The organism is Bacillus sp. FSL L8-0358 (assembly GCF_038593095.1).
In the GTDB taxonomy this organism is placed as follows: domain Bacteria; phylum Bacillota; class Bacilli; order Bacillales; family Bacillaceae; genus Bacillus; species Bacillus subtilis.
The window spans coordinates 3,278,102-3,297,607 of sequence record NZ_CP151962.1 but is presented as its reverse complement, the minus strand read 5'-3'; the positions used below and the strand labels follow the sequence as shown (position 1 = coordinate 3,297,607).

Below are 19,506 nucleotides of genomic sequence, written 5' to 3'. Positions count from 1 at the left end.
TGATAGAGGGATTTTTTCATTCGGAAAACCTGAGCAGGTCACCATTTAAAATTTTATCAGAGAGAGAAAGTTCTTCGTTTGCTTTCTCCTTGTAAGGGAGGCACGCATCCTGATCTTCCAGCACTTTACCTGTTTTTTGGCTATAGCACGTGTTCTTTGTGTATATATAATCGTTCGTAATAAAGCTGCCGTTTCGCAGAACGGCGAATGGGGTGCGGTCGCCCGACAGCAAATCATTGCCGAATTGGATATCGCCTTTTGTCTCAACGCCGAGCAAATGCATCAGCGTCGGCCTGACGTCGACCTGTCCCCCGGCATCAGGGATGGTTTCCGGCTTTTGATCGGTGATTCCCGGGATATGTATGATAAACGGCACCCGCTGGAGCTGAACGTTGTCATACGGTGTGATTTCGTCTTTCCCTAAAAACTCAGCCATTGCCTCGTTATGGGCTTCAGAAATGCCGTAATGATCTCCCATAAATACGATCATCGAATTTTCGTATAAGCCTTCGTCTTTCAGTTTTTGGATAAAATGCTTCAATGCTTCATCCTCATAGCGAACCGTGGTCACATAGCGGTTTAACAGATCACTGCTTGAATCGAATTCATCTATCAGCTGATCCTTTTCATCAATCTCAAACGGAAAATGATTCGTTAACGTGATAAAACTGCTGTAGAACGGCTGCGGCAGGCTTTTCAGCTTTTCGGCGGACTGCTCTAAAAATTCTTTGTCTTTTAAGCCCCAGCTTGTCGATGTCCCGGGAGTGACATGAAAATCATCAACATCAAAAAAGCGGTCAATGCCAAACGTATCGTACATGACATCTCTGTTCCAAAATGTATTATGGTTAGCGTGAAAGACGGCTGAATAATAATCGTGCTGTTTCAGCGATTTATACATCGTATGAAATTGATGGTCGCTTTTCGTGAAAAAGACGGCGCCGCTAAGGGAAGGATACAGTGAGTTAGCGACGATAAATTCTGAATCTGATGTTTTGCCTTGTTCTGTTTGCTGATAGAAATGATCAAAGGAATAGCTTTTTTTAATGAGATCATTCATAAATGGGGTAATTTCTTTTCCATTTACTTTTTCATTCAGAACAAAGCTTTGGGTCGACTCAAGTGTTACAAAGATGACATTGCGCCCCTTTGCAAGACCGAATTTGCTTTGATCAGGCTTGCTGTAATCAGCCTCTGTGTAGTTTTTAATGGCAGTTATACTGTCTTCATCGGCAAAAGCTTTCGCGCTTATATTAACAGTCTGAGAAATTGTATCGTAAATATGGAACTGAAACAGACCGATGCTTTTGACTAGCATTTCCCGGTCAAAAGAATGTGCCAAAAGCTTCGGCTGCTGTACTTCTGCAAGTGCCAGTGTGCATAAAAGCATGCCGCAGGAAGCTGCATAGTACCGTTTGATCGTGCGGGGAGCGGCTTTTGTCTGTGGGTGTTTGGTTTTTCTGGCGAACAGCAGCAGAAAAACCAAGTCCACAAACAGGGCGATAAACAGAGGATGGAACAGTTCTTTTACACTGCTGCCCATATCGCTCATGTTGCTGGCCTGAAATAAAACCGGAATGGTAATAAAATCGATATAAAAGCCGTAAAAAATCGTATTGGAGATCAAGATGACAGTCAGAACCAGATTGGCAATCAGCAAAAAGGCCCGCTGCTTGTTTCCTTTCAGAAGCAGGCCGATCCCGAATAAAGGAAGAATAAAGCTGAGCGGGTTGACCAGCAGCATTAGCTCCTCCAACAGAGTATCGATTTGCAAATCAAAGCCGAGTTTATATATCACATACGTTTTGATCCACATAAATAAGATCGAAAAACATAAAAACCGCTGATTGTGAAAAAAGGTTCCTTTCATCAATATGACTCCTCACGTTTTCTTGATCATCTGCATGAAATGCTTCTTAAGTAAAACCTACTAAAAACAGCCGGTTCAGACAAGTCTCAGCACTCATGTTTAAAACATGCGCCCATGAAACAGCATATAAAAGTAGTAACATGAAGCAAGGGTCAGGCCGGCTAGCACGAGCTGCTCAGAAAAACTGCCTGTCTTCATATATAATGGAAGCCGAACGCGGATCGTTGAAGGGAATAATAATTTGATTCCGTTCACCGTCCAAGCGTCAAGAATCAAGTGGCTCGCCATTCCGATCATCAGGCCGGCTGATATGTTTTTATCTGGAATGTATGTAGAAGTGATAAAAAACATGATGAGCATAAACAGTAAGCTGTGTGTAAAGGTGCGATGGCCAAAAACGGAGCTGACCACTTTCGATAAAATAGGAAATTTTCTCCCGATTTTGCTTTGTGTGTGGCAGATATCGGGTATTAATGCTCCAACCGCGCCTGACGCAGTCATAAGCACTGGATCAAATCCATAATAATAAGCCGCTGCCGTACAAGAAGCGATGCCTCCCATGATGTGTGTTTTTCCTGTCATTTGCCGCTTCTCCTTTTATCTTTTGCAAAAAATCTCTGAATTACAAATATATCAAGAGAATGTATGTTTGATCAACAGGACTTTGGACGATAAAAAATATCCCGCATAATTTTTCAGGAAAGAGGCATCTTAAACATGTACCTATTTTTTAAAAGAGGTGATACGAATGGGTTTCTTTAATAAAGATAAAGGAAAACGTTCCGAAAAAGAAAAAAACGTAATCCAAGGAGCTCTTGAAGATGCTGGTTCAGCTCTAAAAGATGATCCGCTTCAAGAAGCTGTGCAAAAAAAGAAAAATAATCGATAACCACATGCGGATAGGGCTTGGCTCTATCCGTATTTTCCATCTGTTCCCTTTGACAGATCATCCTTTCTTTGATAACCTTCTGGGAGTAACTGAATAATTAAATCCTCACTCTTTCTCAGTGAGGTAGAGGTTGCGCGGATGATGAGTCACACATGCCAGGCTGACAGGGGCTGTTAAACATGTGTAAAAGGCATCAGCGCCGAAGTGTGGAGAAAGCCGATCCTTCTCTATGCTGGGACTGTATCTGAATAAGTGCAGGACTGCCGCGTGCTTTTTCGCGGAGGGCTATCCGGAGATCAAGGGTGTGTGTTTCTTTAAGCATGGACTTTTGTTCAGGCTTTTTTTGCGTTTATATGATCTCGGGGTCTGGTCCGTACAAAGAATCATGGAGGTACTGGAATGGAACAGACAAAAAAATGGGGTTTTTGGTTATTAACGGCGTTTGTCGTTGGAAATATGGTTGGATCAGGAATTTTCTCCTTGCCGAGCTCGCTTGCTTCAATTGCGAGTCCGTTTGGAGCTACGTCCGCCTGGCTTTTGACAGGTGCCGGCGTGCTGATGATTGCACTTGTGTTCGGACACTTGTCCATTCGCAAGCCTGAACTGACAGCGGGACCGCAAAGTTATGCAAGAGCGCTGTTTTCTGACCCGAAAAAAGGAAACGCTGCAGGTTTCACAATGGTGTGGGGCTACTGGGTGGCGAGCTGGATCAGTAACGTGGCGATCATCACAAGTCTCGCCGGTTACTTGACTTCGTTCTTCCCGATCTTGGTTGATAAACGTGAGATGTTTTCGATCGGCGGGCAAGAGGTGACACTCGGCCAATTACTGACGTTTGCCGTATGTACGATCTTGTTATGGGGAACGCACGCGATTCTTGTTGCCAGCATTAACGGCGCAAGTAAATTAAACTTTGTCACAACGCTTTCTAAAGTATTAGGTTTTGTCTTCTTTATCGTTGCCGGTTTGTTTGTGTTTCAAACGACATTATTCGGTCATTTTTATTTCCCGGTTCAAGGAGAAAACGGCACAAGCATTGGAATTGGCGGCCAGGTTCATAACGCCGCGATTTCTACACTGTGGGCGTTTGTCGGAATTGAATCCGCGGTGATCCTGTCCGGCCGTGCGCGCTCTCAGCGTGATGTGAAACGTGCGACAATTACCGGCTTGCTGATTGCCTTGAGCATATATATTATTGTGACTTTAATTACGATGGGTGTTCTGCCGCATGATAAGCTTGTCGGCTCTGAAAAACCATTTGTTGATGTACTCTATGCGATTGTTGGAAACGCGGGAAGCGTGATTATGGCGCTTTTGGCTATCCTTTGTTTATTCGGAACGATGCTCGGCTGGATTTTGCTTGGCTCTGAGGTGCCATACCAAGCTGCTAAAGCAGGAGATTTTCCGGCATTTTTTGCAAAAACGAATAAAAAGGGAAGTCCGGTCATTGCACTCATTATTACAAACGTCATGTCACAGGTCTTCATTTTCTCGGTTATTTCCCGGACAATAAGTGACGCATTTACATTTTTAACGACAGCGGCTACACTTGCATATTTAATTCCGTATCTGGTATCTGCAATCTACAGCTTGAAGGTAGTCATCAAAGGTGAAACGTATGACCAGCTGAAAGGCTCCCGTGTAAGAGACGGATTGATCGCGATACTGGCGTGTGCATACTCCGTGTTTGTTATCGTAACAGGCACAGCAGATTTAACGACATTTATCCTCGGCATCGGTTTATTCTTTGTCGGCTTGATCGTTTATCCATTTGTGAGTAAAAAGTTCCAGAAAGAAAAACAAGCATAATGAAAAGACACCTGATTTGCTCAGGTGTCTTTTTTATAAAATCACAATTTCTCCTGTTAGGAATCCGTTCGTTAACCTAGCTGACAGGAAAGCTGAAATCGAAAGAAAAACCTTAAGGCACAATCGAATATGCAAAAAACGTTTTTCAGTCTCTCCAGCATAAAAAAACTGATCGCGATGAGGAGGCAGCTTAATATGAATGGCTCAAAGAAAATATCCGATATGATTCAAATTGAGCCGTTCCTTATAAATCAGCAAAAGAGCCGCGGGCAGGCGGCTCTTTTGTTTATTTAGTCAAGCTTTCCGTAATAAACTTCAGTTGGCCTTCTAATGAAATCGGGTCTGTGAAGTAGAAGCCAATCGGATCCATCTTGTATACATGGCCATTTTTAACGGCGTTCAGGTTCTTCCAAATGGAGCTGTCAAATACGCCGCCATCATCACCGCCTGATTGCCATGGACCCGCGAATATATAATCCCCGGCGAAGTCAGGGAGCTTCTCTAGTGAAATACTTGTATAACCTGGCCCCTGGTCAATGGCTTTTTCTTTTGTCAGCTTTGTAGCCTGCAGGCCGAGGTCTTTGTAAATAATGCTTCCGCCTCTTCCAAAGTCTTTACCGAATACGTAAATGTCTTTTCCGTTCGTTTGCATAATGGAAATGGTTTTGTCACCGACCGCTTTTTTGATTTTTGTTTTAGCTGCCGCAACTTTTTTATCCCACTCAGCCAGCCATTTTTCAGCTTTATCTTCAGTTCCTGTCATTTTTGCAAATTCTTTCAGCTGTTCGATGTTGTCGAGCTTATCGTATTTTACTGCTACAGTCGGCGCAATTTTTTCAAGCTTTTTAATATCAGCGCCCTGTGTTGTCCAGACGATAATCAGGTCAGGGTTCAAATCAATGACCTTTTCAACCGAAGTGCCGTCTCCGATGTTTTCGACGCCGTCGGTTTTTCCTTTGTAGTAAGGGTTTTTAAATACATTCTCAGGCGCACCGACAACGTTGATGCCGAGTGTTTTGAAGTAGCCGTAATAGCCGTCTGCCATGACAACCACCCGTTTAGGATGCTTCGGGATTTTTACATTTCCGTTTTCAGCCTTGTATGTAAAGGTTTCTGCGCCTTTTGAATCAGAGGCAGAACCTTTGCTTTCTGAGTTATTCCCGCAGGCTGCCAGCGCTGCAATCAATAACAGAGCAAAAAACGCGGCTCCGAGTTTCTTGTATATATGGGTCATATCTCATACCTTCTTTCTAAAAAATAGATGAAAAAGAGAATCATTATCATCTGTGATTATACCACTGCAAGTGCCGGTTGACACGATATTTTTGCAAATGCATTTTCATTTTTGTTCAAAACACTCTATTAAATCAGCTGAAAAAAGTGATATACTGAAACAGCAATTGATAATCATTATCAGTAACAGAAAGGAAGTACGGCAGTTGAGTCAACATAAAAATATACGGACTGCATCAGAAGAAATCCAATGGACGTCAAGGACATATGGCGCGGTCATCGTCCTTATTGCAGGTCTATGCCTGCTTTGCCTTGGCGCATTTTTATCCATATCCCTCGGTGCAGCAGATATTCATTTGCGCACTGTATGGGACGCCATTTTTCATTATCAGCCGACAAAGACATCTCACCAAATTATACATGATCTTCGGCTGCCGAGAACGGCGGCTGCCGCGCTTGTAGGCGCATTGTTGGCAGTGTCGGGAGCAATCATGCAGGGGATGACGAGAAACCCTTTGGCAGAGCCTTCGATTATGGGTGTGACATCAGGCTCTGCGTTTGCGGTTTCGATTGCGTTTGCCTTTTTTCCCGGACTTTCTGCAATGGGGCTTGTGCTATGGTCCTTTGCGGGAGCGGGGCTGGGGGCATCGACGGTAATGGGCATAGGCATGTTTTCAAGGGGCGGACTTACGCCTGTAAAGCTTGCTCTGGCGGGTACGGCAGTTACTTATTTCTTTACCGGCATTTCAACTGCCATTGCAATTCGCTTTGATGTCGCTCAGGATATCAGCTTTTGGTACGCAGGCGGGGTAGCGGGTGTGAAATGGTCGGGGGTCCAGCTTTTGCTTATTGCAGGGGCTGTCGGTTTAACGCTCGCGTTTTTCATCGCCCGGTCTGTGACAGTGTTAAGTCTCGGTGACGATCTGGCAAAAGGGCTTGGACAATATACATCAGCGGTGAAACTGGTTGGCATGCTTATTGTAGTGATTTTGACAGGAGCTGCGGTTTCCATTGCCGGCACCATTGCATTTATCGGGCTGATCATTCCGCATATTACCCGTTTTTTGGTTGGTGTGGATTATCGGTGGATCATTCCTTGCTCGGCGGTGCTCGGTGCTGTTTTGCTTGTTTTTGCTGACATAGCGGCCAGACTCGTAAATGCGCCCTTTGAAACGCCTGTCGGCGCGCTGACTTCTCTTATCGGCGTTCCCTTTTTCTTTTATTTGGCACGTCGTGAAAGGAGAGGGCTGTAATGAAAACAAAAACAAACAAACCGCTCATTGTAATGGCTGTGACCTTTTTGCTTATCGTGGTGGTCTTTTTTATCAGTCTCAATTTGGGCGTTATCAAAATTGCACCGCTTAAAACGCTTCAGGTCTTTTTCGGCCAAGGAACGGCGCGTGATGAACTTGTCTTATTTGAGTTCAGGCTGCCTCGGATCATCCTTTCTTTGCTTGTTGGAGCAGGGATCTCCGTAGCTGGAGCCATTTTGCAAAGCGTGTCTCAAAATGAACTTGCCGAGCCTGGTATTCTCGGAATTAACGCCGGCGGTTCACTTGCTGTAGTGCTTTTTATATACTTTTTTCAAGGGTCAGCTTCAGATCTCAGCTTTTTCGGAACATTTATGCTGCCGTTCAGTGCTTTGGCAGGAGCAATCCTCGCTGCGTTTCTCATTTATATTCTGGCATGGAAAAAAGGCGTGACACCGATTCGGCTGATTTTAGTCGGCATAGGGGTGAATGCCGGATTCAATGCCCTGTTGCTGATTTTTCAGCTTAAGATGGACCCTCATGATTTTATGCAAGCCGCGGTTTGGATATCCGGCTCAATATGGGGGGCGAACTGGAATATGACCTGGGCGATTCTCCCTTGGATTGTGATCTTGCTTCTGTTTACTTTATATAAGGCACGCTATTTGAACATTATGCAGCTCGGAGACCAATTAGCGACCGGGCTGGGCACCGCTGTTGAAAGAGAAAGACGGATTCTTCTTCTGGCGGCGGTCACTCTTGCCGCTTCATGCGTGGCAGCTGCGGGGGGCATCGCGTTTCTCGGATTGATCGCGCCGCATGTGGCTAGAAGGCTGACAGGTCCACGTCACCAGACGCTGATACCGGTCTCCGCCTTCATCGGTTCATTCCTGTTTTTGCTTGCTGATACGCTGGCGAGAAATGTATTGGCACCATCAGAAATTCCAGTCGGACTTGTCATTTCCGTGCTAGGTGCGCCTTACTTTATTTATTTATTGATGAAAGCGAATTAGGAGGGGGCCGAATATGAATTCATTATCAACGGAACAGCTTGGAATCGGTTATGGCGACAGGGTGATTGTAGAGGATTTAAATATATCGATTCCTAAAGGGAAAATTACCACCTTAATTGGCCCGAACGGCTGCGGGAAATCAACGATTTTAAAAACAATGTCCAGAATTATGCGTTCACATGCGGGTGCCGTCTATTTAAACGGCAAAGCGATTCATAAAATGTCTACAAAGGACATTGCGAAAGATATGGCGATTCTTCCACAGACACCTGAAGCGCCGAGCGGCCTAACAGTGCACGAATTGGTGTCGTACGGCAGGTTTCCGCATCAATCAGGATTCGGCAGATTAAATGACGAAGACCGCCGGATTATCAAATGGGCGCTTGAAGAAACAGGCATGGCTGAATATGCTGAACGGTCGATTGAGGCATTGTCAGGCGGACAGCGTCAACGCGTGTGGATTGCCATGGCACTTGCGCAAGGGACGGAACTGCTTCTGCTGGATGAACCTACAACGTATCTTGATCTTGCACATCAGCTTGAAATTCTGCAGCTGCTTGACAGACTCAACAAAGAGCAAGGGCGGACGATTTTAATGGTCATTCATGATCTTAACCATGCAGCTCGTTTTTCTCATTATATGATCGCGCTCAAAAAAGGCACGGTCATCAAGGAAGGAACTGCACTGGAGGTCATGACACCGGACATTTTGAAGCAGGTATTTCAGATTGATGCCGAAATCGTGACTGATCCCCGTACAAATAAACCTGTATGCTTGACATATGACTTGATTAAAAATGAAAAAGAGCTAGTTACTGTATGAAAAAATCCCGGTTTGAAGCCGGGATTTTTTTTTATTCGGTTTTGAAAATACAATTTTTCTATTTGATTTCGTCATTTCAATAAAAAGATTGCAAGTCTTTTTGAATTAATAGATAATATTGGTTAGAATGTTTCGAAAATATTACATAGTTTACAGAAAGAGGAGATCGTTGTGTCCAAGAAGAAAAAATGGCTTATTGGCGGTGCGATATGTGCCGGTGTGCTTGTATTGGCTGGGATCGGCGCTGGCGGTTTTTACTTTTTTACTCACATGAATCAAGTTGCCGTATCATCGGAGCCCTATGCTGAATCGGTCGCGGTATACATGGGAGGAGATTCAGAATCAGGCCAAACGTTTTCTGGAAAGGTTGAACCTGAGAAACAGCAGAAAGTATACATAGATTCAGAAAAAGGCAGCATTAAAAAAACATACGTCAAAGAAGGCGATCAGGTTAAAAAGGGCGATAAGCTTTTTGAGTATGAGGGCGAGGATCATTCTGATGAAGTGGAGCAAGCCAATTTGCAAATTGAAATGACAAATCTGCAAATCAACCGTTTGCAAAAATCAATAACGGAAACGGAAAAGAAGCTGAAAGTGGCAGGGAAAGAAGAGAAAACCCAGCTTCAAGATGAACTTGACCAAGCCAAATTCGATTTGAAAACAAGCCAGCTTGAACTGAAGCAGCATCAAAAAGAACTGGCTGGCCTGACGAAAAACAAAGGTTCCAATGTCATTACAAGCAAGCATGACGGAATCGTTCAAAGCGTTAATCAGGATATCGCTGACGGTGCAACAGGTGACCAGGCAACGGGCCCGTATATCCAGATTGTTTCGACGGGCAAATATCTGGTCAAAAGCCAAATCAATGAGCTGTTAATGGACACGATCAAAAAAGGCAGCAAAGTCAGGGTCACGCTGAAAACAGGCGGTGAGGGCGAGTGGAAAGGAAAGGTCACCTCGATCGGCAAGCTTCCAGCGGGAGCAGGCGAGGGTGAAGAATCAGAAAGCTTTGCTGATGAAGAAATGAATCCCCAGTCCTCTAACTATCCTTTCACCATTTTATTAGACAGCCATAAAGGTCTTGAAGTCGGCTATCATGTCAACATCGAAGTGATGAGTGATAATGCTGATGCGGATACGATCAAGCTGCCGTCCGACATGGTCATTCAGGATGACGGCGAACCGTACGTATGGAAAGCTGATGAGAATCACAAAGCGGTTAAGCAGCCTGTTGAAATCGGAGAGACTGATGAAAATGACATGGTGGAAATTAAGAGCGGCCTGACGCCGGAAGATTATGTGATCTATCCTGATCCCGCGGTCAAGGAAGGAAAGCAGGTTACAGTCAATGCTGACACTGAATAATATTTCGAAGTCGTACAAGCTGGGAAAAGAAGAAGTTCCAATCTTGAAACATATCAATCTGACTGTTCAGGCGGGGGAGTTTTTAGCTATTATGGGGCCTTCCGGTTCTGGAAAGTCAACGTTAATGAATATTATCGGCTGTTTGGACAGGCCAACCTCAGGATCCTATACGCTTGACCAGATCGATATATTGAAAGGGAAAGACGGGGCTTTAGCCGAAATTCGCAATGAATCAATCGGGTTTGTGTTTCAAACTTTCCATTTGCTGCCGCGTCTCACCGCGCTGCAAAATGTCGAGCTGCCGATGATCTACAATAAAGTGAAGAAAAAAGAGAGAAGGCAACGGGCATATGAAGCGCTGGAAAAGGTCGGATTAAAAGACAGGGTCTCCTACAAACCGCCTAAGCTGTCCGGTGGCCAAAAGCAGCGGGTGGCGATAGCGAGGGCCCTTGTCAATCAGCCGAGGTTTATTTTAGCTGATGAACCGACCGGGGCGCTTGATACCAAATCAAGTGAACAAATTTTGTCACTGTTTTCTGAACTGCATCGGGAAGGCAAGACCATTATTATGATAACCCACGACCCGGACGTCGCCAAAAAAGCTGACAGAACCGTTTTTATCAGAGACGGAGAGCTGGTATTAGATGAGAGAGGGGATATCAGCCATGCTTGAACATATTCGAATCTCCTTTCAATCCATTTTCTCTCATAAATTAAGATCCATTCTGACAATGCTCGGCGTGATTATCGGCATAGCGGCAATCATCGCGATTGTTTCAATGCTGAAGGGCCAAAGTGAGCAATTAAAGCAAAGTATGATCGGCATGGGAAACAACGCCATCAATGTTGTCTACCAGCCGTCTGGCGGAGAAGAGGAGAGCGGCGGCCCTCAGGTGTCGTATGCGTCCGCGCCGCCTGTAGCGGAAGAAACAGTAAAGGCGATCAAATCAGATCCGATGGTCAAAGGATTATCCTTATATTACTTGTCAGAAGGCGCGAGCGTTTTTCATTTAACAAACGTTTCGTATCCCCAAGTGTATGGAGTGGACGATGATTACTTCGACATGTTTCCAATCCGAATAACCGAAGGGAGAAAGCTGACGGAAAATGATTTAAACAGCACACACCAAGTGGTGATGATCAATGAAGCTGTCAGAGATGAACTGTTTCCAGATGGAGAAGCTCTGCATAAAAGCATTGAGATGAATGGTGTGCCGTTTAAGGTCGTGGGTGTTTTTAAAGAAAAAAATCAACAGGAAAGCATGTTTGAAGGCGACTACGCGAACCCGGTTTTGTACGTGCCGAAAAAAGTGTGGCCTCTTATTGAAGGATTTGACGCGCCAACACAGATTGCCGTGCAGGCCGATTCTTCTGAGCATATCCAAGAAGCCGGTGTAATGGCTGCGGATCTTTTAAACCAAGGGCTGTCAGAAGCTGAGCTGGAAAAAGCAGAGTACAGTGTAATGGATCTTCAGGAGATCGCGCAGGAAGTAGAGTCCTTTAATCAGTCATTTGCATTGCTGCTTGGCGGAATCGCCAGTATTTCACTTTTGGTGGGCGGTATCGGCGTCATGAACATTATGCTCGTTTCCGTAACGGAGCGCACGAGGGAAATCGGAATTAAGAAAGCGCTCGGTGCTAAGCGGCGTGTGATTTTATTTCAATTTTTAACCGAGGCTGTTGTGCTGACAAGCATTGGCGGAATACTCGGTGTGCTGGCGGGCTTCGGCATCGCCAAGCTGCTGACGGTCATTTTTCCGATGCCTTTTATCGTCTCTATTCCAGCTGTTGTCGGAGCACTCATCTTTTCAATGGCAGTCGGCATTATCTTCGGCTTGCTTCCGTCCATCAAGGCATCGAAGCTTCAGCCTGTAGACGCGCTTCGCTATGAATAAAAAGAACGCATCCAATTGGAATGCGTTCTTTTTTTAGCTGGGAAGAGCCGAGTTGCATTTGTCTAAAATCAAAAAAGCGGCTGCAACAATCATTTCTTCTGTGGTGGACAGCCAGATGTCGCTGATCAATTGGTCTGTTGTATGAGCAGTCATCCACAAAAACAGCAGCTGTACAATGCCGGCAAGGAGAATGAATAGACGTTTTCCTGTCTTGAAAAATGTAAAGCTATGTATCATCAGCCTTTCAAATGGTTCAAAGCATAATCCGAGAACAAGGAATACCACGGCAAAAAGCAGGACATGAGCTGATGAGCGGTAGCTCGTTCCCGCTAAAGAAAACAATATATAGATGACAGCAAAATAGGTCAACACCACTGCTGCTGCGGCCAGCAAGTACTTTATGGAGAGCCGCAATAAGCGTTTTGAAGGGTTTTGATGTTTCACTGGTTCAGCTCCTTATGAAGGCTTGCAGAGAACGAGTGCTCTCTGCAAGCCGCAAGTCTTTTATTTACTGCATTTCTTTTTCACTACTGGGTGCTTTTCTTTTGAAAGCACATCAGTAAAGTCTTTGCCCAAGTCAAGGTGCGCTTGAACAAATTTTTCAGGAAGCATGGCAAGCCATTGGTTTAAAGATACATCAGCATAATGGTCGTCTTTGAAGATTTCTAAAAAGACAAGCGGTTCATCCCCGATATTTTCAACGTAATGACCCATTGCAAATGGTACATATCCGACATCACCGGCTTGGTAATTAAACGTTCTGGCATGGCCGTCAGATGCAAAAACGGTCATTCTAGCTTTACCGGAGATGTAGTATTGCCATTCGTGTGTATTCGGATGCCAGTGCAGTTCTCTCATGGCACCGGGTTCTACTGTTACGAGCGCTGATGCGATGGTTTTAGACACTTTGAAGTTTGTCGAATCTGCAATGTATACTTTTCCTCCCTCAGATTCGATCGGCTCTTGTTCAAGAAGGCGGTAAGTAAATGGATAAGGCACTTCGCCGTTCGGCCCTTCCACAATATCATCTTTTAAACTGCCAGGGAGTTGGTTTTCAAATATATATTTTTCTTTGCCAGGTAAATTGGCAATCTCTTCTTTTGTCACGCCGAAGTTCGCAGCAATGACTTCTTTTGGAGTGTGGGCAAGCCAATCTGTCAGCTGGAACGTGCTGTTTTCAGAGAATGATCCATCGTCAAACACGAGCAGGAACTCAGCTCCCTCATCCAGCGCTTGGATGGAGTGCGGCAGGCCTGACGGGAAGTACCAAAGGTCTCCTTCACCTACATCGTCAATAAAGCTGCGCCCTTTTTCATCTACAATTGTGACTCTTGCACTTCCGTAAATCATATAAGCCCATTCAGCTTCTTTATGCCAGTGAAGCTCGCGAATCGCGCCTGGCTTCAGCCGCATATTTACGGATGCAAGGTTTTCTGAAATCGGCAATTCACGTACTGTCACTTCACGGGCATATCCGCCTTTTTCTAATCGGTTATGAGTATCAGAGAACGAAAACTTCATATTGCTGACGGTGCCATGATCGGTTTCAGGCGGAACGAGCATATCAGGGTTTTGCCGGTCTCTTTCAATATTGCGCGGGATTTTTACCGTTGCTCCTTTGTCTCCTCTAATTGGCTGCGGAATGTCATTTTGTTTTTTCATGAAATGTTTCCTCCTTAAATGTAAATGTGATAGCAGAAAGAGAAGGTGAAAGGCCTTTCGTTTTCCCTTCTGTTTTGTTAAGTGAAAAAAACCAGTGAAAAGTCAACTTCGATTGAAAAATTATTTTTTTGCATGATCTTTCAGTTCTGTCATTAGTTCTATTAGTTGATCAAACTTCTTTTCGAATCGGGTCAGCAGATACATTGCAATCAGCGCGGGAAACCCCAAATTGCCGATCTGTTTTACGACTTCCTCTATAAAAACCTGATCCATAGGAAAATACCTCCCTTCTTTTTCTGCAGTCATGTATGTAAGTGAAGGAAATCCGATAAAACGTAAACTGCTGCAAAGTATTTTGGAAGACACTAGTCGGAAAGTAGTAGTTTACTTTTTTTTGCTTTCCTTCATTTAATTTAGTAGGGAGGCGGTTTGATGGACTATCAAAGTCTTTTACGGTCAAAATGTAAGGAGATAATGAAGCATCCCATCGTGAAGCATTTTTTGAGCAATCCTCAGCATTACCGTTTGTTCAAAAACGTAATGGAAAGCCCTAACGAAAAAGATGCAAAATCATTGGACGAGCTATTTAAGCAGTTTTATAAAGAAATCCGCATCGTCAAGTATATGAATTCAATGATTCGTATCTTTTCTATTGATTTTGATAAGCGGGTTCGCAAAAATCAAAAACGGTATCCGCTGACGGTTGATCATCCGGAGGCAGGAGATCGGCTTCCTTCCGAAACAGGAAGCGATGCATTTGAAGAATTTTTAGACAGGCAGGATGATTTGAGCCAGCATGTTCAGGATTATCAGCTCTACCAAGCGATTCAGAAGCTGACTGACAAACAAAAAAGTGTGCTGACAAAAGTGTATCTTCACGGTGCCACGATGCAGGAGATTGCAGATTCATTAGGGGAGTCCCGACAAAACATCTCCAACATTCATAAAAAGGGGCTGGAGAATATCAGAAAGCAGCTAGCGGCGCAAAAAAAGGGGGAAAAGTAAGCTGTGGACGGCCAGTTTGAACAAAAAAAGAAACAAAAAGACGAGACTTATGACATTGAGCACCTGATTGCATGCTTTTCACCGATGATCAGAAAAAAACTCAGCAATACGTCCTATCAAGAAAGAGAAGATTTAGAGCAAGAGCTGAAGATCAAAATGTTTGAAAAGGCTGATATGCTTTTGTGTCAGGATGTCCCGGGATTTTGGGAGTTTATTTTGTACATGGTAGATGAGAACTCATAATACTTTCATATGAAAAAACATCAAAAGGGAGCGCTTGTTTGCTCCTTTTTTGCTGTTTTGATTTGCCAAGCTCCAATGTATTCAAAAATGTACCATAAATAAACGATATAATGATAAGATGAAAAAAACAGTGACAGAAAGGAACATAAAAGTGGAAAATGCGTCAATTTTAATCGTAGACGATGAGAAAGCGATTGTGGACATGATCAAACGCGTTCTCGAAAAAGAAGGTTATCGAAATATACTGGATGCGGCAAGCGCAGAAGAAGCAATTCCCGTTGTGAAGGCCAATAAAGTTGACTTGATTGTGCTGGATGTCATGATGGGCGGAATGTCCGGTTTTGAAGCCTGCACATTGATCAGAGAGTATTCAGACGCTCCGATTTTTTTCCTGACGGCAAGATCATCCGACGCGGACAAATTATCGGGCTTTGCGGTTGGAGCTGATGACTATATCACAAAACCATTTAATCCGCTGGAATTAGCGGCGCGGATCAGAGCACATCTCAAGCGTACATATCAATCGAAAGAAACGAGTTCAAATCAAACCTACACATATGATTATTTTACTTTTTCTCCGCAAAATGCCGAGTTGATCGTAGGCGGGGAAGCCGTTGCCTGTTCAGCCCAGCTTCTGCAGCTTTTGCAGTATTTTTGTGAACACCCTAACGTGGTGCTTTCCAAAGATCAAATATATGAAAAAGTATGGGGCTATCCTTCCTACGGTGACAACAACACCGTCATGGTTCATATTCGCAAGCTTAGGGAGAAGATTGAGCGCGATCCGAGCAATCCGGAGTATATTGTAACCGTTCGAGGTCTCGGCTATCGTTTTATCCCAAATCCTGAAGGCAAGCGGTCATGAGGTTAAGATGGAAGTTTTTGTTTCACTTTTTCGGCCAGATGCTGATTGTGATCCTGCTGCTTACGGTTATGCTTGTTGCGTCGTTTTTCTATTTAGACGCTCGTTTTAGCGATGCGGAATCCAATTCAGGGCTGACGAAGGCAACGACCGACACACTTGAGGCATATCTCGATGTAAACGAAGACGGGACATGGGAAGTGGATAATTTCCTGAAGAAATCTGTTGATAAACAGCACGGCTGGATGCAAATCATTGATTCGGAAGGAAACACTGATTATTCCTACAGCGTGCCAAAAGACGTGCCTGGCACCTATACCAAGAAAGAGCTTTTGTCTATTTATAAAACCAAAAAGCTTCATAACTATAAACTGAATTATTGGGCCATCAATATTGAAGATAAGTCGTATCTTCTATTGTCCGGCTGGAAATCAAAAAGTGAACAGCTCCTGACTTCGGTTGAAAAGCGCGAACAAAAGATAGACTCACTAGCGCACTATAAGTCCAGTACCATCGACTATATTAAACGGAAAAAAGGCGCCATTTACCTGTTAGACAGCAATGGAAAGATTCTCGACAGCATCAACAGTACAAAAAGCGAAAGAAAAACGATGAACCAGCTGGAGCTGCTTAAATACAGCTCTAAGCCTTGGAACTATAAGCGGGAAATTTCCGTTAAGATCCTCAATAAAGACAGATGGATGGTCGCTACGGTGCCGAACCCAGTCTATGTAACCGATCAGGAGTTTAACAAATCATTCCTGAAGGTTGTATTAAAAGCGATGTTTCTCGTGATGGCCGTTTTGTTCATGTATATCATTTGGATGACCGTTTGGTATATGTTCCGATTCGGGCTGCCGATTTTTCACACGATTAGATGGCTGGTCAATCTGTCAAAAGGGAAGCTTGAGGAACCCAGAAACCGGGAAGGCCGTCCTGTCAGCAAAAATAAAAAGGGAAAAATCAAACAGCCGTACCGCTTCTTCGGTGAGATATTTGAATCAATGGATCAGCTGACTGAAACGCTGAGAAGGGATAAAAGAAACAGAGAAAAAATCCAGGCGACAAGGGAAGAATGGATTGCCGGTTTGTCACATGACTTAAAAACACCGCTCAGCAGCATTTACGGCTACAGCATGATGCTCGAGTCGAAGCAGTATGACTGGTCGCCGGAAGAAGTGAAAGAAATGGGGCAGGTTGTCAGAGAAAAATCTGAATACATGTCCAAGCTGATTGAAGATTTAAATTTAACGTATCGGCTGAAAAATGATGCTCTTCCTATTGAGAGAAATCTCACTAGCCTTATCCCGTTTTTTAAAAATGTCATTGAGGATTTTAAGAAAAATCCGTTTTCTGAAGGCTATGATATCTCGTTTGTATCCAAAGAAGAGCATATTGAATTTGCCCTTGATGAAGCGTGGTTCAGGCGCATATTAGAAAACCTCCTTGGGAATGCCGTGAAGCACAACGGCAAAGGAACAGAGATTCAAGTCATTCTGGAGCAAACAAAAAATCATATATCTTTAAAGGTGAAGGACAATGGGAAAGGAATGGATGAAGAAACGATTACCCATTTGTTTAACCGTTACTACAGAGGGACGAACACAAAAGATTCAACTGCCGGAACGGGTCTCGGGCTCGCGATTGCCAAGGAGCTTGTCCATCTCCATAACGGAACGATCCATGTGAACAGCAGAATGAACATTGGAACGGTCATTACCATCCTTTTTAAAAAACATTAAACATCAAGTGGTTTGGACACCTCTTTGCCGGGAATAACAATATATAGACTGAAGCTAAAGAGGTGTAACACATGGATGCAGTATTGGAAGCAGACACTCGGGCAGTGATTGGAGAAGGCCCGTTATGGGATGAAGAAAACGGCCGCTTATATTGGGTTGATATCCTGGGGAGCGAACTCCATATCTTTGACCCTGAAGAAAAAATCAACCAATCAATCAAATTCAAATCCTTTGTGACGGCGCTTGCGAAATATTCAAAGGATGAACTGATTATGACGATGAAGGACGGGTTTTACCTGTATCATCTTCGGGATGACAGCTTGGAAAAAATTAAACAGCCGAAGGACATGCATGAGAGCCTGAGATTTAATGATGCTAAATGTGACCCTTACGGAAGGCTTTGGGCGGGGACGACGAGCATGGAAGGCGAGCAAAAACAGGCGTCGCTGTACCGTTTGAATCTAGACGGCAGTCTTGTCAAAATCAAGGATCAAGTCTCCACCTCAAACGGTTTGGATTGGGACCGCGAGCGGAATTTGATGTATTACATCGATACGCCGACGCAGGAGATTGTGCGTTACAGCTATGATCCTCAAAGCGGAGATGTTTCGAATCCAGAACCTGTCTATCGTTTTGATCAGTCGGACGGATTGCCGGACGGCATGACAATTGACCAAAATGGCATGCTGTGGGTGGCGCTGTTTGGCGGCAGCCGCGTTGTTCACATTGACCCGTTTCAGAAAAAAGAGATCAATTCAATCAGCGTGCCGGCTAAATATGTCACGTGCTGCGCGTTCGGCGGCAGAGACTTAAAAACCCTTTACATTACAACGGCAACAGAACAAATGACAGAAAAAGAGAGATACGAGCAGCCTCACGCTGGAGGGTTGTTTTCAGCACAACTGGAAACAGGCGGATATCAGCCGGTACCATTTGCTGGAGACGTATAAAAAAACGCATCCGAAACACGGATGCGTTTTTTTATACTACAGAGAACGGATAATGCCGCCTTCCACACGCTGTGCCGTGCCGTTAATGGCGGATGCGGCGTCAGACGCGAGGAATACGATTGTGTTGGCGACTTCTTCTGCTGTCGCGTATCGCTGAATAAGAGAGGTTGGCTCATTGACCTTGAAATAGTCTTTGATAAATGTATCTGTATCCTGGCCGGCTGCTTGTGCGGCGCCTTCCATATAGGATGCCACGCCCTCTGTCCAAGTAGGTCCCGGGAGCACTGAGTTGACCGTCACATTTGTGCCTTTTGTCATTTCAGCCATTCCTCTTGAAAGGCTGATCAGCGCCGTTTTTGTCATTGAGTATGGAATCATCGTTGGCAGCGGTTTGACGCCTGCTTCACTTGCGATATTTAAAATACGGCCGCTGTTTTTGGCAAGCATTTTTGGAAGGAAGTGACGGCTTGTCCGAACGGCGCTCATCACGTTCACTTCGAAATATTGATTCCACTCTTCATCTGTCACATCGGCGAAGTCTTTTACCTCGAAGAAACCAAGGTTGTTGACAAGGATATCGATATCACCGATTTCATTTACTTTTTCGATAAAAGCCGCTGCTTCATCTGTTTTTGACAAATCGGCAGCAGCACCGTGCACTGTTCCATAGCCAGAAAGCTCTTCAATCGTGCGATCGACAGTATCCTGTTTGCGTCCGTTGACAATGACTGCCGCACCCTCTTGCAGAAAGCTTTTTGCGGCGGCTTTCCCGATGCCGGACGTCGAGCCGGTGATTAAGACGAGTTTGTCTTTTAGCTGTAAATCCATAAGAATCATTCCTTTTGATTGATGATGGTATTAAGTATACAAGATCAAATTTAGTGTTTACGAGGAT

20 protein-coding genes and 1 riboswitch are annotated in these 19,506 nt (G+C 44.4%); of the genes, 13 read left to right on the top strand and 7 right to left on the bottom strand.

All coding sequences use genetic code 11. The features are described 5' to 3' along the window. Nucleotides 1-16: 16 nt before the first annotated feature. Both NYE49_RS17045 and NYE49_RS17040 read right to left on the bottom strand, forming a co-directional pair. Nucleotides 17-1,870 (bottom strand): LTA synthase family protein, encoded by a 1,854-nt coding sequence (locus tag NYE49_RS17045; RefSeq protein ID WP_047183172.1) that lies wholly within the window; start codon nucleotides 1,868-1,870, stop codon nucleotides 17-19. Nucleotides 1,871-1,969: 99 nt separating this feature from the next. Next, a complete protein-coding gene (locus NYE49_RS17040; protein WP_047183171.1) occupies nucleotides 1,970-2,452 on the bottom strand; it encodes a metal-dependent hydrolase in 483 nt (160 codons plus the stop codon). Between the two features lie 166 nt (nucleotides 2,453-2,618). Between NYE49_RS17040 and sspJ the strand changes: the two genes are divergently transcribed. After that, the gene (gene sspJ / locus NYE49_RS17035; protein ID WP_003221612.1) at nucleotides 2,619-2,759 is read left to right on the top strand and encodes a small acid-soluble spore protein SspJ; all 141 of its coding nucleotides are present in this window, start codon (nucleotides 2,619-2,621) and stop codon (nucleotides 2,757-2,759) included. 116 nt (nucleotides 2,760-2,875) lie between these two features. Further along, nucleotides 2,876-3,055: riboswitch (Lysine riboswitch) on the top strand. A gap of 103 nt (nucleotides 3,056-3,158) precedes the next feature. Further along, a complete protein-coding gene (locus NYE49_RS17030; protein WP_021480593.1) occupies nucleotides 3,159-4,568 on the top strand; it encodes an amino acid permease in 1,410 nt (469 codons plus the stop codon). Between the two features lie 286 nt (nucleotides 4,569-4,854). On the opposite strand, the gene NYE49_RS17025 is transcribed toward NYE49_RS17030, so the two are convergent. Beyond that, nucleotides 4,855-5,802, bottom strand: coding sequence for an iron-hydroxamate ABC transporter substrate-binding protein (locus NYE49_RS17025; RefSeq protein WP_063334649.1), 948 nt, complete (start codon nucleotides 5,800-5,802; stop codon nucleotides 4,855-4,857). A gap of 205 nt (nucleotides 5,803-6,007) precedes the next feature. On the opposite strand from NYE49_RS17025, the gene NYE49_RS17020 reads away from it, so the two are divergent. The 6 genes from NYE49_RS17020 (at nucleotide 6,008) to NYE49_RS16995 (ending at nucleotide 12,147) form a co-directional block, all read left to right on the top strand. Further along, nucleotides 6,008-7,054: an iron ABC transporter permease gene (locus NYE49_RS17020; RefSeq protein WP_033884889.1), complete on the top strand. Its 1,047-nt coding sequence runs from the start codon at nucleotides 6,008-6,010 to the stop codon at nucleotides 7,052-7,054. Then, on the top strand, nucleotides 7,054-8,064 hold the full coding sequence (locus NYE49_RS17015; RefSeq protein WP_342410522.1) for an iron ABC transporter permease: 1,011 nt from the start codon (nucleotides 7,054-7,056) through the stop codon (nucleotides 8,062-8,064). The genes NYE49_RS17020 and NYE49_RS17015 overlap by 1 nt, the downstream gene beginning before the upstream one ends. A gap of 13 nt (nucleotides 8,065-8,077) precedes the next feature. Continuing rightward, complete coding sequence (locus tag NYE49_RS17010) at nucleotides 8,078-8,887, top strand: ABC transporter ATP-binding protein (protein WP_342410520.1); 810 nt, start codon at nucleotides 8,078-8,080, stop codon at nucleotides 8,885-8,887. A 171-nt stretch (nucleotides 8,888-9,058) separates the two neighbouring features. Next, nucleotides 9,059-10,252: an efflux RND transporter periplasmic adaptor subunit gene (locus NYE49_RS17005; protein ID WP_342410518.1), complete on the top strand. Its 1,194-nt coding sequence runs from the start codon at nucleotides 9,059-9,061 to the stop codon at nucleotides 10,250-10,252. Beyond that, nucleotides 10,236-10,925 (top strand): ABC transporter ATP-binding protein, encoded by a 690-nt coding sequence (locus NYE49_RS17000; RefSeq protein ID WP_160244632.1) that lies wholly within the window; start codon nucleotides 10,236-10,238, stop codon nucleotides 10,923-10,925. Before NYE49_RS17005 ends, NYE49_RS17000 begins: the two co-directional genes overlap by 17 nt. Beyond that, nucleotides 10,918-12,147, top strand: a complete 1,230-nt coding sequence (locus tag NYE49_RS16995; RefSeq protein ID WP_003244568.1) for an ABC transporter permease — start codon at nucleotides 10,918-10,920, stop codon at nucleotides 12,145-12,147. Before NYE49_RS17000 ends, NYE49_RS16995 begins: the two co-directional genes overlap by 8 nt. Before the next feature lie 33 nt (nucleotides 12,148-12,180). On the opposite strand, the gene rsiO is transcribed toward NYE49_RS16995, so the two are convergent. From rsiO to NYE49_RS16980, 3 genes are all read right to left on the bottom strand, one after another. After that, nucleotides 12,181-12,591, bottom strand: coding sequence for an acid stress-sensitive anti sigma factor RsiO (rsiO, locus tag NYE49_RS16990; RefSeq protein ID WP_047183166.1), 411 nt, complete (start codon nucleotides 12,589-12,591; stop codon nucleotides 12,181-12,183). A gap of 60 nt (nucleotides 12,592-12,651) precedes the next feature. After that, a complete protein-coding gene (gene oxdC, locus NYE49_RS16985) occupies nucleotides 12,652-13,809 on the bottom strand; it encodes an oxalate decarboxylase (protein ID WP_015384622.1) in 1,158 nt (385 codons plus the stop codon). Between the two features lie 120 nt (nucleotides 13,810-13,929). Continuing rightward, nucleotides 13,930-14,082 carry a YvrJ family protein gene (locus tag NYE49_RS16980; RefSeq protein WP_003244090.1) on the bottom strand — a complete coding sequence of 51 codons (153 nt, stop codon included), beginning with the start codon at nucleotides 14,080-14,082 and terminating at the stop codon, nucleotides 13,930-13,932. 201 nt (nucleotides 14,083-14,283) lie between these two features. On the opposite strand from NYE49_RS16980, the gene sigO reads away from it, so the two are divergent. From sigO to NYE49_RS16955, 5 genes are all read left to right on the top strand, one after another. Further along, nucleotides 14,284-14,814, top strand: a complete 531-nt coding sequence (gene sigO, locus NYE49_RS16975; RefSeq protein WP_014477957.1) for an RNA polymerase sigma factor SigO — start codon at nucleotides 14,284-14,286, stop codon at nucleotides 14,812-14,814. A 3-nt stretch (nucleotides 14,815-14,817) separates the two neighbouring features. Continuing rightward, complete coding sequence (rsoA, locus tag NYE49_RS16970; protein WP_003228484.1) at nucleotides 14,818-15,057, top strand: sigma-O factor regulator RsoA; 240 nt, start codon at nucleotides 14,818-14,820, stop codon at nucleotides 15,055-15,057. Nucleotides 15,058-15,208: 151 nt separating this feature from the next. Then, nucleotides 15,209-15,922 (top strand): two-component system response regulator YvrH, encoded by a 714-nt coding sequence (gene yvrH, locus NYE49_RS16965; RefSeq protein WP_003243545.1) that lies wholly within the window; start codon nucleotides 15,209-15,211, stop codon nucleotides 15,920-15,922. Next, nucleotides 15,919-17,661 (top strand): two-component system sensor histidine kinase YvrG, encoded by a 1,743-nt coding sequence (gene yvrG, locus NYE49_RS16960; RefSeq protein WP_342410507.1) that lies wholly within the window; start codon nucleotides 15,919-15,921, stop codon nucleotides 17,659-17,661. Before yvrH ends, yvrG begins: the two co-directional genes overlap by 4 nt. 71 nt (nucleotides 17,662-17,732) lie before the next feature. Then, nucleotides 17,733-18,611, top strand: a complete 879-nt coding sequence (locus tag NYE49_RS16955) for an SMP-30/gluconolactonase/LRE family protein (protein WP_342410506.1) — start codon at nucleotides 17,733-17,735, stop codon at nucleotides 18,609-18,611. Nucleotides 18,612-18,647: 36 nt separating this feature from the next. On the opposite strand, the gene NYE49_RS16950 is transcribed toward NYE49_RS16955, so the two are convergent. After that, nucleotides 18,648-19,439: an SDR family oxidoreductase gene (locus NYE49_RS16950; RefSeq protein WP_326213143.1), complete on the bottom strand. Its 792-nt coding sequence runs from the start codon at nucleotides 19,437-19,439 to the stop codon at nucleotides 18,648-18,650. Nucleotides 19,440-19,506 lie beyond the last annotated feature (67 nt).

Bases quoted from the DNA above. Each gene is read 5' to 3' on its own strand.
- NYE49_RS17045 (WP_047183172.1), bottom strand. From the start codon at position 1,870: ATGAAAGGAACCTTTTTTCACAATCAGCGGTTTTTATGTTTTTCGATC.
- NYE49_RS17040 (WP_047183171.1), bottom strand. From the start codon at position 2,452: ATGACAGGAAAAACACACATCATGGGAGGCATCGCTTCTTGTACGGCA.
- sspJ (WP_003221612.1), top strand. From the start codon at position 2,619: ATGGGTTTCTTTAATAAAGATAAAGGAAAACGTTCCGAAAAAGAAAAA.
- NYE49_RS17030 (WP_021480593.1), top strand. From the start codon at position 3,159: ATGGAACAGACAAAAAAATGGGGTTTTTGGTTATTAACGGCGTTTGTC.
- NYE49_RS17025 (WP_063334649.1), bottom strand. From the start codon at position 5,802: ATGACCCATATATACAAGAAACTCGGAGCCGCGTTTTTTGCTCTGTTA.
- NYE49_RS17015 (WP_342410522.1), top strand. From the start codon at position 7,054: ATGAAAACAAAAACAAACAAACCGCTCATTGTAATGGCTGTGACCTTT.
- NYE49_RS17010 (WP_342410520.1), top strand. From the start codon at position 8,078: ATGAATTCATTATCAACGGAACAGCTTGGAATCGGTTATGGCGACAGG.
- NYE49_RS17000 (WP_160244632.1), top strand. From the start codon at position 10,236: ATGCTGACACTGAATAATATTTCGAAGTCGTACAAGCTGGGAAAAGAA.
- NYE49_RS16995 (WP_003244568.1), top strand. From the start codon at position 10,918: ATGCTTGAACATATTCGAATCTCCTTTCAATCCATTTTCTCTCATAAA.
- oxdC (WP_015384622.1), bottom strand. From the start codon at position 13,809: ATGAAAAAACAAAATGACATTCCGCAGCCAATTAGAGGAGACAAAGGA.
- NYE49_RS16980 (WP_003244090.1), bottom strand. From the start codon at position 14,082: ATGGATCAGGTTTTTATAGAGGAAGTCGTAAAACAGATCGGCAATTTG.
- sigO (WP_014477957.1), top strand. From the start codon at position 14,284: ATGAAGCATCCCATCGTGAAGCATTTTTTGAGCAATCCTCAGCATTAC.
- yvrG (WP_342410507.1), top strand. From the start codon at position 15,919: ATGAGGTTAAGATGGAAGTTTTTGTTTCACTTTTTCGGCCAGATGCTG.
- NYE49_RS16955 (WP_342410506.1), top strand. From the start codon at position 17,733: ATGGATGCAGTATTGGAAGCAGACACTCGGGCAGTGATTGGAGAAGGC.
- NYE49_RS16950 (WP_326213143.1), bottom strand. From the start codon at position 19,439: ATGGATTTACAGCTAAAAGACAAACTCGTCTTAATCACCGGCTCGACG.